11 protein-coding genes are annotated in these 13,923 nt (G+C 52.6%); 2 read left to right on the forward strand and 9 right to left on the reverse strand.

From position 1 onward, the window contains the following. Window positions 1-229: 229 nt before the first annotated feature. Window positions 230-562: a YceK/YidQ family lipoprotein gene (locus OGY09_RS08575; RefSeq protein ID WP_003023879.1), complete on the forward strand. Its 333-nt coding sequence runs from the start codon at window positions 230-232 to the stop codon at window positions 560-562. 1 nt (window position 563) lies between these two features. Here OGY09_RS08575 and OGY09_RS08580 read toward each other — a convergent pair whose 3' ends face one another. After that, a complete protein-coding gene (locus OGY09_RS08580; protein WP_032945447.1) occupies window positions 564-1,790 on the reverse strand; it encodes a YidR family protein in 1,227 nt (408 codons plus the stop codon). Between the two features lie 99 nt (window positions 1,791-1,889). Between OGY09_RS08580 and cbrA the strand changes: the two genes are divergently transcribed. Beyond that, window positions 1,890-3,035, forward strand: coding sequence for a colicin M resistance lipid reductase CbrA (gene cbrA, locus OGY09_RS08585; protein ID WP_032945448.1), 1,146 nt, complete (start codon window positions 1,890-1,892; stop codon window positions 3,033-3,035). Here the strand turns inward: cbrA and OGY09_RS08590 are convergent. From OGY09_RS08590 to dnaA, 8 genes are all read right to left on the reverse strand, one after another. Next, on the reverse strand, window positions 3,024-4,151 hold the full coding sequence (locus OGY09_RS08590) for a DUF4056 domain-containing protein (RefSeq protein ID WP_032945455.1): 1,128 nt from the start codon (window positions 4,149-4,151) through the stop codon (window positions 3,024-3,026). The genes cbrA and OGY09_RS08590 overlap by 12 nt on opposite strands. Further along, window positions 4,148-5,278 (reverse strand): BamA/TamA family outer membrane protein, encoded by a 1,131-nt coding sequence (locus tag OGY09_RS08595; RefSeq protein ID WP_008786539.1) that lies wholly within the window; start codon window positions 5,276-5,278, stop codon window positions 4,148-4,150. The genes OGY09_RS08590 and OGY09_RS08595 overlap by 4 nt, the downstream gene beginning before the upstream one ends. Continuing rightward, a complete protein-coding gene (locus OGY09_RS08600; protein ID WP_020996043.1) occupies window positions 5,275-6,285 on the reverse strand; it encodes a hypothetical protein in 1,011 nt (336 codons plus the stop codon). Before OGY09_RS08600 ends, OGY09_RS08595 begins: the two co-directional genes overlap by 4 nt. Before the next feature lie 171 nt (window positions 6,286-6,456). After that, complete coding sequence (gene yidA, locus OGY09_RS08605; RefSeq protein WP_008786541.1) at window positions 6,457-7,269, reverse strand: sugar-phosphatase; 813 nt, start codon at window positions 7,267-7,269, stop codon at window positions 6,457-6,459. 210 nt (window positions 7,270-7,479) lie between these two features. Continuing rightward, on the reverse strand, window positions 7,480-9,894 hold the full coding sequence (gyrB, locus tag OGY09_RS08610; protein ID WP_008786542.1) for a DNA topoisomerase (ATP-hydrolyzing) subunit B: 2,415 nt from the start codon (window positions 9,892-9,894) through the stop codon (window positions 7,480-7,482). Window positions 9,895-9,922: 28 nt separating this feature from the next. Further along, the gene (gene recF / locus OGY09_RS08615; RefSeq protein WP_008786543.1) at window positions 9,923-10,996 is read right to left on the reverse strand and encodes a DNA replication/repair protein RecF; all 1,074 of its coding nucleotides are present in this window, start codon (window positions 10,994-10,996) and stop codon (window positions 9,923-9,925) included. A gap of 138 nt (window positions 10,997-11,134) precedes the next feature. Then, window positions 11,135-12,235 (reverse strand): DNA polymerase III subunit beta, encoded by a 1,101-nt coding sequence (dnaN, locus tag OGY09_RS08620; protein ID WP_003023863.1) that lies wholly within the window; start codon window positions 12,233-12,235, stop codon window positions 11,135-11,137. Window positions 12,236-12,239: 4 nt separating this feature from the next. Continuing rightward, entirely contained in the window at window positions 12,240-13,643 is a 1,404-nt protein-coding gene (gene dnaA / locus OGY09_RS08625) for a chromosomal replication initiator protein DnaA (protein ID WP_003827078.1), read from the reverse strand. Window positions 13,644-13,923 lie beyond the last annotated feature (280 nt).

Below are 13,923 nucleotides of genomic sequence, written 5' to 3' on the forward strand. Positions count from 1 at the left end.
AGGCATGCCCTTCATTTGTCTACACTCTAAAAATGGGTCTTAATACAAACTTTTCAAGCGTATTCATCTGACTTTTTTTGCAGTTTGTTGTCTATTGCATACACTGGGGGGAGCAGTTGTTCTCGTTAAATCGCGATGGCCGCCACAGTGCGACGAAATGGTGATGTTATTTTCGCAACGGATCGCTTTAACTCACCATGCAAACACGATAAATACAGATGAATAAATGATGATTAAAAAAATGTTGGTAACACTGACGATGTGTAGTGGGATGGCGTTTGTAAGCGGCTGTTCCAGCATCATGTCGCATACAGGTGGCAAAGAAGGGACGTATCCTGGCACGCGAGCCAGTGCCACAATGATTAGCGAAAGTGATACGAACTGGGGAACCAAGTCGCTGGCGATTCTGGATATGCCTTTTACCGCGGTGCTCGATACGGTATTGCTACCTTGGGATCTCTTTCGCAAAGATAACTCGGTGAGATCCCGCGTAGAAAAGAGCGAGGAGAGAACCCAGGCCACGAACGCCGTTATTCCCCCGGCAGAAATGTCTGCTCCATAAATTAACGCCCGGTTTCAGTCACCCACAGCTGGCGGAAACCCTCGACGTCTTCCATCCACGCAACCTGTCGACCATCAGGGGAGAAGACGATCGCATCGGCCGACGGCGGGTTATCATGACGTTCCGTTAAAAAATCAATCTCGCCCGTTTGAACATCACAACAGGCAATTCTGTTCTCCAGTACAAATCCCAGCCATTTCCCCGATGGGTGCCAGTTAAAGGCTGACTGAATATTCGTAGCGCACTGGGTAAGCTGACGCAGCGATCCACCCTGTGGGGAAATCAGCCATAGCTGTACAATACCGTTGTCATCACGCATTAAAAACGCAATCTCAGATGCCTTTGGATTACTGCGTACCCAGTGGCGAGGCTGATTCACCAGCCCCGGGAAGGCGCGCTCATGGGTAAACGTCAGACGGCGTTGGCGAATACCGGATGGTGGCGCAGGCATGGTCATGTCAGTCCCCTCCAGAGGCGCGTCCCCCGGCTGTTTCCAGCCGCTTTCATCCTGTGGCAAATCAACAATAAACAGCTCTGGTACTTTCTCTCCAGTGGCTGATAGCGTATCACCGATAAACGCCAGCCTGTTTTCTCCAACCCAGCCCTCTTCATAGGCGCGGTTAATCTCATCGCTACCCGGTTTTGGCGTTGGTGTCGTCTGGCTCACCAGCACGCACCAATGGCTGCCACTGTATTCACGCGGATGCTGCGCGGAGACCTTCACCGGACCATACGGTGCAGCCACACCGACGTTGCGTAAATCGAGCGCCGGAGAGCGCTCATGCAGAACATGGTCGTTATAGGTGAAACTGACAAACTCACCGTTTGGGCTAAAGACATGCACATGACTCCCGCCACGCAACGCGCCTGGCGTGTACGGCTCGGTAATATCCATCGCATCCAGATTCTCCACCCCAGCCTGGGTAACAATCACCCCTCGACGATGATGGAAGTCGTAATGCCATGTTTCATCAGGATTTTCAGGTCCGTGAATGAAGACATATTTTTCCAACTTTGGATGAACGGTCACCACGCCAACGTGCGATCCCTGAGTAGCCCGGTAAATCACCTCCAGCTCGCCTGTATGGATATTGACGCGCTCAATTGTTTCACCGGCAAAAGAGGCGCCGGAAGGGCGCACATCAAAGACCAGCCACTGGCTGTCCGGTGTCCAGGTGTTGATATTGGTAAGCTGATGATTACGCGACGTAAAGGTGATTTGCTTCATGAGATGCCCTGATACAAGACGATTAAAACAATCATACTTCACAAGCACTTCACTTTCAGGCTTTAGCGTATCGCCATCTTCATTTTTGCGGACAGAAAGATGGAACATTTTGACGTAGCGATTATCGGTTTAGGTCCGGCAGGCGCAGCGCTGGCGCGACAGTTAAGCGGAAAAATGCGCGTGATTGCGTTGGATAAAAAACGCCAGTGCGGCAACGAAGGTTTCACTAAACCCTGCGGCGGTCTGCTGGCCCCGGACGCCCAGCGTTCGTTTATCCGCGACGGGATTACCTTACCCGTTGATGTTATCGCCAACCCGCAGATTTTTAGCGTTAAAACGGTTGATGTTGCCGCTTCTTTGACGCGTAACTACCAGCGCAGCTACATTAATATCAACCGCCATGCTTTTGATTTATGGCTTAAATCTCTCATCCCTGATGATGTGCAGGTTTATCACGACAGCCTGTGCCGGAAAATCTGGCGCGAGGGCGATAAATGGCATGTTATCTTCCGCGCCGACGGTTGGGAGCAGCAGATAACTGCACGTTATCTGGTGGGGGCAGACGGTGCGAACTCACTGGTGCGCCGTCATCTCTATCCACAGCACCAAATCCGTAAATATGTCGCTATTCAACAATGGTTTGCGGAAAAGCATCCCGTACCGTTCTATTCCTGTATTTTTGATAACGATGCAACTGACTGTTATTCCTGGAGTATCAGCAAAGATGGCTATTTTATCTTTGGTGGTGCCTACCCCATGAAGGACGGACAGGCACGCTTTGACGCGCTGAAAGAGAAGCTGGAAGCGTTCCATTTCCAGTTCGGCAAACCGGTGAAAAGTGAAAAATGTACGGTGCTATTTCCCTCACGCTGGAAAGACTTCGTCTGCGGCGAGGACAACGCATTTTTGATTGGTGAAGCGGCCGGTTTTATCAGCGCCAGCTCGCTGGAAGGGATTAGCTATGCGCTGGACAGCGCGGAGATCCTCAAATCGGTACTGCTGCGGGATACACCAGATATGAATCACGCTTACCGTAAAGCCACCCACAAGTTACGTCTCAAACTGTATGGCAAAATCCTGAAAAGCCGGGCCCTGACGTCAGCGTTTTCCCGTAAATGGATAATGCGCAGCGGCGTGGCGCATATTCCCTTGGCAAAATCTGAAAGTCACCCGCCAGCAAAAGCAAAGCGTGAGAAATCGCGTAGTATGGCTATGACATTATGGCGCGTTTTTTTAAGGGACTGAGTTCACCTCGCTGTCACGGCCTTGTGCCACCGTAGCCAGCGCGGGAAAGTTGGCGACGGTGTACCAGGAACCTGGCGTAGGCAGCCGCTCCATTGTACGGCCAGGCCAAAGTTCGAGTTGTGCCAACGCATCAAGGGAATATTCTCGCCAGTGATGTGGCAACATCAGTCTCAATGGCGAGGCTTGTTCACCCGGTACCGGCGTCGGTAAACGCGAGTCACTCACATCATAGTTTCTGTGCAGAACCAAATATTTCTCTGGTACCCGACGCTTGCTGTTCCACCATTTGCCATCCAGCATATCAAACTGAAAGCGGGTGATTTTTTCCGGTTTTGCCCCCAATTGCATCAACGCCTGGCGCAGCGCGTTGTTCATCGCCGCATCGTACATTTCCGTTGTTGCCAGTTGCCCATTGAGGATCAGCGATACCGCAATTCTGGTACCCAACAAATTTGAGTAGAGATCTTCCGGGGAAAATGCAGAAACCTCCTCCGAAAATCCTGGAACAGACTCAAAACCATACCATTGCGCAATTTCATGCCAGGCAGCGAGCTGAAACGCCAGATGCGCGGCCATCCATGCCGCTAGCGCGTAACGATCAGCAGGCTCTGCGGGGGGTGTGAAAGCATTAAATACGATATGCCGTTGCGCAAGCTCATCATCCAGACGCAGCGTAAATGATTGACCAAGCCGTGGAAGAAGATGGCTAAAGAGCCAGGCCGTCATGTCTGCGGTATCACGGACATGTGCGGTATCAATGAAGCCACCGCGAGCGGTATACACTATGCCGTTAGTCTCATGCCCGATCCCTGCCAGATTCGCTATCCCTAACAGTAGGCTATCGTTATAGCGGTGCTCGCCGATGCTATCGATCGTGACAACATTATCAAGTTCATAAAATGGCACCGGCATATGCAGTACCTGTGCGTGCAGGTCGTAGCCAAACGCGCAGCACGGACGTAATCCCTGAGGTGCAGGGAGGGGTGAAACTACCGGCCAGGCAGTAACCAGGGGCTTATCCTCTGCAGAAACGAGCTGCAAAGTTACAGGTATTGCCGCACGGGCTATCGCCGTTGCCAGCCATAAGAGCGCTATTAACACCACCTTATTGATCAAAATGCTTCTCCAACCTGAAAATAAAAACCGCTGCTCCCTTTGCCAATCCCATAATCAAGACGCACATTCACCCGGGGCTTAAATTCAAAGCGGTAGCCCACACCGGCGGACGGTAACCAGCGTCCATCGTCCAGCGCATGAAAAGAGGGTCCCATCGTGCCCGCACCGAGCCAACCAACCACACCATGCCGCCAGTCAAGTTTCCGCCGATACTCCAGTTGCCCGCTGACGGCGTTTTTATCCCGGTAGCGCCCTTCGTAATAACCGCGCATACGCTGATTGCTGCCAAGCAGCGGCATCATGCTCCACGGCACATCGCCCTGGGTAAACGCGCCGTCCATCTCCCAGGCAAGCACATTGTTCTCGTCCAGCGAGTGATAGCGGCTGTAGTGCAGTTGATATTCATCAAATCGCGTATCGCTTCCCACCTCTGGTGTGAATCGGGTATAGCGCACATCGGCATACTGTCCTTTACGCGGGTTGGGAACGAAATCACGATCGTCCCAGCTGAGTTCGACACTACTTCCGGAGCTGAGAACCGACGCCCCCTGCCCGGTATGCTCAATGTTGGGCGGATCGTTATCGTCCATTTGGGTAGCGTGCTGGGCGTTCAGCGACCAGCCAAGCCCCAGATAAACATTGGGTGCCAACTGGCGATACAACGTTGGACGCAACTCCAGAACCTGAGCGGTGTATTGCTGTTTTTGGTTATCTTTATCCCCAGCGCTAAAACCTTGCCCCCAGTAGTAGGTTGGAGTATCCGTTAATGCGCCATTGAGAAAAAATCGCCACCGATCGTCGGCAAAAAATGCGTAATTTTGCATCGTGATACCGAATGCGCCAGTTGAGCTAAAATAGCCGCTGAGCGTCAGCGTCGAGTTTTGGCTTACCGTATCATTCGGGTCAGGGCGATACATCCCCACCACCGCTGTACCGATCCCTAACCCCAGCTCCGGGGTATAAAACGGTCCCGGCATTACGCCCCAGTCAATGCCTTTGCTGGCGTCAAAGCTATCACTGGCACCCAACTTATTTAGCCAACCGTCAACTTCGCCTCGGCTTGGCAACGCTGCCCGCACTGTACAGGAGAGCATGTTGAACAGCAGGAAGAGGGTAAGACGGCTCAAAAGCGATACTCTCCCGCCATGAAGAAACTGTTACGTTCAGCAAAGCCGATTTCGGTCGTGACGTTGAAGTTCCGGGTAATTTCATACTGTGCGCCCACCAGCACGTTCCAGGGGGATTGCAGATGCTGTTTAACGTCAAAGCGACCATTACCGTCTTTGTTGGCAATATCAACGAGTCTTTGCAGCGTTTCAGACGGCATGGTGAGGTCGTTAAGGCTACCGCTAAATTCTTGCTGCACGTCCTGGTACATACTGCCAACCCATAGATTCAACTTTCCGGATGGCAGGTGCAGCGCATCCACACTGGGGGTGGTAAAGCGATATCCGATGCGCGGAGAAAGAGTTAAGGCGTCAATACTCCCATCCAGAATATCGAACCGCGTCTGGGTGTAGTTGGCATCAAAAGCAGTAAACCAGTTGCCTACACCGCCGACCAACGTCGTCCCTACGCCGTAGGTGGTGCCTTTAAAGTCGAGCTGAAACGCCAGATTCTGCAAACTGCTTGGTGTGCGGTCTTTAAGGGGGCCTTTTATCCCGACGCCTATTTGCGAAACGGAGTGGCCATCGGTATAGCCAATAAGGCCATAGACATTCATAAACGGCAGCAGCCAGGCATCCAGCTTCAGCGTTTCGGTTTTACTGCGTTCACGCGTATTGCCGACGCTAATTTTAAACGCGTTATCCAGTGAGCGGCCACCGAGGGAAAGACCGTTGAAGTTAATACTATCCACATTAATATTTTGTCGGATATTCATGTAGTTAATATTCACGCCAAACGGTGCCGGTAGTTCATATCCGCGCTTACGCGCTTCATCGCCTAAAAAGGGCAAAATGGTGTGGTTTTCGGCAGGTTTAACCGTCGTTTTTTCCGGTACAGGCGCAGACAGACCGTCATCCTGATAGCCAAAGAGAGGTGTAATAGTTGAGCTGGAATCCGTCGCGGCACTGGCATGAAAAACCAGACAGGAAGACGTTATCAACACCACGCGGATGCTTGTGTTTGTCATAAGAAAGTTTAGTAGCAGGCAGGAATTGCCCAGATATAAAAGAAGAAGGGAGAGTATAGAAGTTACGTACTATGTGGAGGTATTAATGTGCGGTTTCACATCTGATAATATAAATATATGTTTTATAACATTTTAATGTTAATGCCCAGCCGAGGCCAGGCATAACACGCATCAGGAAAGGACGTATTTCTCAATCGCCCAGGCGACGCCATCTTCAAGGTTAGATTTCGTCACGAAGTTGGCGATTTCTTTGACTGACGGAATAGCGTTATCCATGGCAACGCCCACCCCTGCGTATTCAATCATCGCGATGTCGTTTTCCTGATCGCCAATCGCCATCACCTCTTCGGCTTTAATGCCTAACGCATCGGCCAGCGATTTTACGCCCGTCCCTTTATTGACGCGTTTATCGAGGATTTCGAGGAAATACGGCGCACTTTTCAGCACGGTGTACTTCTCTTTTACTTCCGCAGGTAGACGAGAGATAGCTTTATCGAGGATCTCCGGCTCGTCAATCATCATCACTTTCAGGAACTGGGTTGCAGGATCCATTTTCTCGGCTTCGCAGAACACCAACGGAATCGTCGCAACAAACGATTCGTGTACCGTGTAGTAGCTGATATCACGGTTCGCGGTATACAGCGTATTGCGATCGAGGGCGTGGAAATGCGAGCCGACTTCCCGGGAGAGCTGCTCCAGGTAACGATAATCATCATAGCTCAGCGCGGTTTGCGCCACGGTACTGCCATCCCCTGCTTTCTGCACCAGCGCACCGTTGTAGGTAATGCAGTAGTCACCGGGTTGTTCCATATGTAGTTCTTTCAGATAGCTGTGAACGCCGGCATACGGGCGTCCCGTGGTCAGCACCACATTCACGCCACGCGCGCGTGCCGCGGCAATCGCCGTTTTAACCGCTGGTGAAATGGTGTGATCGGGCAGCAGAAGTGTGCCATCCATGTCGATAGCAATAAGTTTGATAGCCATGAGTTCCCCGGATTAAATGAGTCCGTCCTCATGCTAACGCGATTCCGCTCAAAAAACAGCTACGAAAAGGGGGATAGAAAGGGGAATCGAGATTCCCCTTTTTGTAGATTGGTTGTCGTTTGTAGGTCTGATAAGCAACGCGCCATCAGGCACAATACAACGTCTTGCCGGATGGCGGCGTAAACCGCCTTATCCGGCCTACAGATTGGCTTAAATATCGATGTTCGCCGCTTTCAGGGCGTTTTCTTCGATAAATGCGCGACGCGGTTCAACGGCATCGCCCATCAGCGTGGTGAACAGCTGGTCGGCAGCAATCGCATCCTTCACGGTAACGCGCAGCATACGACGGCTTTCCGGATCCATGGTGGTTTCCCACAGCTGTTCCGGGTTCATCTCGCCCAGACCTTTATATCGCTGGATAGCGAGGCCACGACGAGACTCTTTCTGCAGCCATTCCAGCGCCTGCTCAAAGCTGGCAACCGGCTGGCGACGCTCGCCACGTTCGATAAACGCATCGTCTTCGATCAGCCCACGCAGCTTCTCGCCAAGCGTACAAATACGATGGTACTCGCCACCGGTCACAAATTCATGCTCCAATGGATAGTCAGTATCGACACCGTGGGTACGCACCCGGATCACCGGTTCGAACAGGTTCAGTTCAGCGTCTTTACGCACGAAGCTATTCCAGGTGCTGCCGTGCATTTCGTTTTCATTAAGCACGTTAACCAACTGGGAAACCCAGGCCGTAACTTTCGCTTCATCAGCCAAATCAGCTTCTGGCAGCGTCGGTTGATAAACCAGCTCTTTCAGCAGCGCTTTCGGGAAACGACGTTCCATACGGCCAATCATTTTCTGCGTCGCGTTGTATTCAGAAACCAGTTTCTCTAACGACTCACCGGAAAGGGCTGGTGCGCTAGCGTTGGTGTGCAGCGTTGCGCCATCCAGAGCGATAGAGATCTGATACTGATCCATCGCTTCGTCATCTTTAATGTACTGTTCCTGCTTGCCTTTTTTCACTTTGTACAGCGGTGGCTGTGCAATGTAAACGTGGCCGCGTTCAACGATTTCCGGCATCTGACGATAGAAGAAGGTCAACAGTAGCGTACGAATGTGCGAGCCGTCGACGTCGGCATCGGTCATGATGATGATGCTGTGATAACGCAGTTTGTCCGGGTTGTACTCGTCACGACCGATGCCACAGCCGAGCGCGGTGATCAGCGTCGCGACTTCCTGAGAGGAGAGCATCTTGTCAAAGCGCGCTTTCTCGACGTTGAGGATTTTACCCTTCAGCGGCAGAATCGCCTGGTTTTTACGGTTACGGCCCTGCTTAGCAGAACCGCCCGCGGAGTCCCCTTCCACAAGGTACAGTTCGGACAACGCCGGGTCGCGTTCCTGACAGTCCGCCAGCTTGCCCGGCAGACCCGCTAAGTCCAGCGCGCCTTTACGACGGGTCATTTCACGCGCACGACGTGCAGCTTCACGAGCACGCGCAGCATCAATAATTTTGCCGACAACGATTTTCGCGTCAGACGGGTTTTCCAGCAGATATTCGCTCAGCAGTTCGTTCATCTGCTGTTCTACCGCCGATTTCACCTCAGAGGAGACCAGCTTGTCTTTGGTCTGTGAGGAGAACTTCGGATCCGGTACTTTCACGGAAACAACGGCAATCAGGCCTTCACGGGCATCGTCACCGGTAGCACTGACTTTCGCTTTTTTGCTGTAGCCTTCTTTGTCCATGTAGGCGTTCAGGGTACGGGTCATCGCCGCACGGAAGCCTGCAAGGTGAGTACCGCCGTCACGCTGTGGAATGTTGTTGGTGAAGCAGTAGATGTTTTCCTGGAAACCATCGTTCCACTGCAGCGCAACTTCAACGCCGATACCGTCTTTTTCGGTGGAGAAGTAGAAGATATTCGGGTGGATCGGCGTTTTGTTTTTGTTGAGGTATTCAACAAACGCCTTGATGCCACCTTCGTAGTGGAAATGGTCTTCTTTGCCGTCACGCTTGTCGCGCAGACGAATAGAGACGCCGGAGTTCAGGAATGACAGCTCACGCAGACGTTTCGCCAGAATGTCGTATTCAAATTCAACAACATTGGTAAAGGTTTCGTGGCTTGGCCAGAAACGGACCTGAGTCCCGGTCAATTCTGTTTCGCCGGTTACTGCCAGCGGCGCCTGCGGCACACCGTGCACGTAAGTTTGCTGATGCACTTTGCCTTCACGACGAATCACCAGTTCCAGCTTCTGTGACAGGGCGTTAACGACGGAAACACCCACGCCGTGCAGACCGCCGGAAACTTTATAGGAGTTATCATCGAATTTACCGCCTGCGTGCAAAACGGTCATGATAACTTCCGCTGCCGAAACGCCCTCTTCCGGGTGAATACCGGTTGGGATACCACGGCCATCATCGGTAACGGACACGGAGTTGTCAGCGTGAATCGTTACCACGATATCTTTACAGTGACCCGCGAGCGCTTCGTCGATAGCGTTATCTACCACCTCGAATACCATGTGGTGCAGACCGGTGCCGTCATCCGTGTCGCCGATATACATACCCGGGCGCTTACGCACCGCATCCAGTCCTTTCAGGACTTTGATACTGGAGGAGTCATAAGAATTCGACATCAACGTTTCTCGCTCATTTTATCTTGGGTTAATCCGTTATTTTACCCTTTTCCACGGTAAACATCTTCGAATTTTCATCGGACATGTCTATAACGTGTTCAGCGCTTATTGCGCTGACAAAGACCTGAGATTGCGTGGCTTTTAAGCGGCTGGCCAGCAGTCCGCGACGCGCGTCATCCAGTTCAGAGGCAAAATCATCTATCAGGTACAGGCAGCGCCGCCCGCTTTCACGGGTCAGGAACTCCCCTTGCGCCAGACGTAAGGCGCACATCAGCAGCTTTAGCTGCCCACGCGACAACGTATCTTCCACCGGCGCACCGTCGGCGCGAATGCGGAAATCCGCCTTATGCGGGCCGTGCGCAGTGTAGGTCAACATGCGATCGCGTTCAAAACTGCGTTCCAGCACTTCGGCATAATCAGTCTCTTTCTCCCAGCCGCGCTGGAATGAGAAGGAGAGCGAAAACTCGGGAAGAAACTGCTGGCAGGTATCCGCCATATCCTGCGCGATACCGGCGCTGTACTCCGCGCGCCAGGTGCTGATTTGTTCCGCCAGTGGGATCAGTTCTTTATCCCACGGGCGCAGTTGCTCATAACGGCTCACCTGGCGCAGTGCTGCATTGCGCTGCTTGAGCAGTCGCTTCAGGTTACTCCAGGCGGTGAAAAATCCGACTTCATTGTGAAAGCATCCCCAGTCAAGGAATGCTCTTCTGTATTTGGGGCCGCCGTTGAGTAAAGTAAACCCCTCAGGCGTGATCAGCTGCATCGGCATCAGGTGCGCCAGTTCTGCGACCTTGTGCCCGTCAGTGCCGTCAATGCGCACTTTGCTGTCGCCCAGTTTGTCTTTCGTCAGGCCAATCGACGTCTCACGTTCTTCACCCTGCAAACGCCCGTGTAAAACAAACGACTCCTGCTCGTGGCGAATCACGCGGCCAATCTGCAAACTGCGAAACGCCCGGCCATGGCCGAGCGTATAGATGGCTTCCAGCACACTGGTTTTGCCGCTGCCGTTCGCGCCAACCAGGAAGTTAAAGCCAGGGGATAAAGCGAGATCCGCATTTTCAATATTGCGGAAATCTTTAATCAGGAGTCGGGATAGCGACATATCAACTCATAACCAGGGCGTTATCGTCGCAGTTAGTCTGGTTACGGCCAGCGCACAGCAACCGGAGCGTACTGAAGTACGTGAGGATTGCGAGCACTGCCCGGAGCCAGAATAACAAGTAAGATAGCCCGATATTCTTTACAAGCGCATAGGCATGACGACATAGGCTGCAGATTGTGACGCTGCATCTTCAATCTGTACGCTCGATACGGAATCGGTCAGCAGAATACGCACGTTCTCGCACTTCAGCGCGTTCAGAACGTCCAGTACGTAGCTCACGTTAAAGCCGATTTCCAGTTCTGTACCAGGATAGGAGACATCCAGAATTTCTTCTGCTTCTTCCTGCTCCGGGTTGTTGGCGGTGATTTTGAGCTGGTTTTCGCTGACATACAGACGCACGCCGCGGAATTTCTCGTTCGAGAGGATCGCCGCACGCGCAAACGCCTGTTTGAGGATATCGCAACCGGCTTCCAGATGCTTGTCCGGATTCTTCGGCAATACGCGGCGATAATCCGGGAAACGGCCATCAACCAGCTTAGAGGTGAAGATGAAGTCACCAACGTGCGCACGAATGTTGTTGCTGCCAATCTGCACGCGCAGCGGGTTATCGCCGCCGTCGAGCATACGCATCAGTTCAATCACACCTTTACGCGGTACGATCACCGAATGGCTTGGCAACGGCTGACCAACAGGCATTGAACAAACCGCCAGGCGGTGACCGTCGGTCGCCACGGTACGCAGCTCTTCCCCTTCGGTTTCAAACAGCATGCCGTTTAAGTAGTAACGTACGTCCTGATGCGCCATCGAAAACTGCGTGGCTTCAATCAGGCGCTTCATCGTCGCCTGCGGCAGGGTGAATTCGACTTCGCTCTGCCAGTCGTCCAGATTCGGGAAGTCGGCGGCAGGCAGCGTAGACAGCGAGAAACGGCTGCGGCCAGAACGCACCAGCATACGGTCGCCTTCCAGTTGAACGGCAATTTCCGCGCCTTCCGGCAATCCACGGCAAATATCGAAGAATTTACGCGCCGGAACGGTGGTCGCGCCAGGTTCATGGGGCTGGATCAGCGCCACGCGCGCCACCATCTCCATTTCGAGATCGGTACCGGTCAGCGAAAGCGTGCCGTCAGCAACCTGCAGCAGCAGGTTTCCGAGAATAGGCAGTGTAGGACGTCCACCCAGCGGGCCGCTGACCTGCTGAAGCGGTTTTAATAAATGTTCACGTTCAACGGTAAATTTCATAGCGTCACGAAGATAATGTTCTGATTAAATTGGAGAAATCTTCTTTAATATCATGGCTTTCTTCACGCAACTGCTCAATCTTGCGGCAGGCATGAAGCACGGTAGTATGGTCACGCCCACCAAACGCGTCGCCAATTTCCGGCAGACTGTGGTTAGTGAGCTCTTTTGCCAGCGCCATCGCCATCTGGCGCGGGCGAGCTACCGAGCGAGATCGACGCTTAGAAAGCAGATCCGCAATTTTGATTTTGTAATACTCCGCCACCGTCTTCTGGATATTGTCGATGGTGACCAGCTTTTCCTGCAAAGCCAGCAGATCGCGCAGCGCTTCGCGCACGAAATCAATAGTAATCGCCCGGCCGGTAAAATTGGCGTTGGCGATCACGCGGTTCAGTGCGCCTTCCAGCTCACGTACGTTAGAGCGTAGACGCTTGGCAATAAAGAACGCGACTTCACCCGGCAGACGAATGTCGTTTTCGTCGGCTTTTTTCATCAGGATCGCAACACGCGTTTCCAGTTCAGGCGGTTCGATCGCGACGGTCAGTCCCCAGCCAAAGCGGGATTTCAGACGATCTTCAACGCCGTTGATCTCCTTCGGATAGCGATCCGAGGTCAGGATGATCTGCTGATTGCCTTCCAGCAGGGCGTTAAAGGTGTGGAAAAACTCTTCCTGCGATCGCTCTTTATTCGCGAAGAATTGGATATCGTCAATCAGCAGCGCGTCAACGGAACGGTAGTAGCGTTTAAACTCTTCGATCGCGTTGTTTTGCAGGGCTTTGACCATGTCCTGCACAAAACGCTCGGAGTGCATATACACCACTTTGGCGTTTGGCTTACGCGCCATAATGCCGTTACCGACAGCGTGCAACAGGTGGGTTTTACCCAGACCCGTACCGCCATAAAGGAATAACGGATTGTAGGCGCCGCCAGGATTGTCCGCCACCTGACGTGCCGCCGCGCGCGCCAGTTGGTTAGATTTACCTTCAACGAAGTTATCAAACGTGTGTTTGACGTTGACGTTAGAACGATAGGTAGGTTCTGCCGGAGCCGGGACGTTATCCCAGCCTGGACGCGCCGCCGGAGCAGCACGTTGTGGTTGCACTTGCTGAGCCACGTGGGCGGGCGCAACAACATTGTTGACCGGCGTTTTCAGCGTTTGCGTGACGGGTTTAGTACCGACTTCAAAGCGCAGCTGTGGGGCATCCGCTCCACAGAAATTATTGAGTAATCCATTAATATTATTAAGGTATTTATCCCTTACCCAATCGAGCACGAAACGGTTTGGCGCATACAAAGCCAGCGTGTTATCGCTCAGTTCCGCCTGCAACGGGCGTATCCACATACTGAACTCTGTGGCTGGTAACTCATCCTGCAATCGGGCAAGACACTGCTGCCAAAGCGAAAGTGACACGGCGGACTCCACTCGAACAAAAGTCGATAAATGACAAAGGCTGAAACATTCATGATTGTTGACGCACATCGACAAGACCCTATGCAAAGGGTGACGTGCGAATTGCTATCTGCAATTTTTACCCGATCAGGATCCATTGAAACGATCAGGACCGCGGATCATAGCGTAAACTGAGAAAGAGATCTTCTGTTTCTCACAGATTCTTCCCGATTTATCCACAGGATGATCCAGAATCGGCTAAGTGTAAACGATCCTGGAGAAGTGCTGCAGGTTTTAGCGC

This window comes from Citrobacter sp. Cpo071, from assembly GCF_030332765.1.
Classification (GTDB): domain Bacteria; phylum Pseudomonadota; class Gammaproteobacteria; order Enterobacterales; family Enterobacteriaceae; genus Citrobacter; species Citrobacter portucalensis.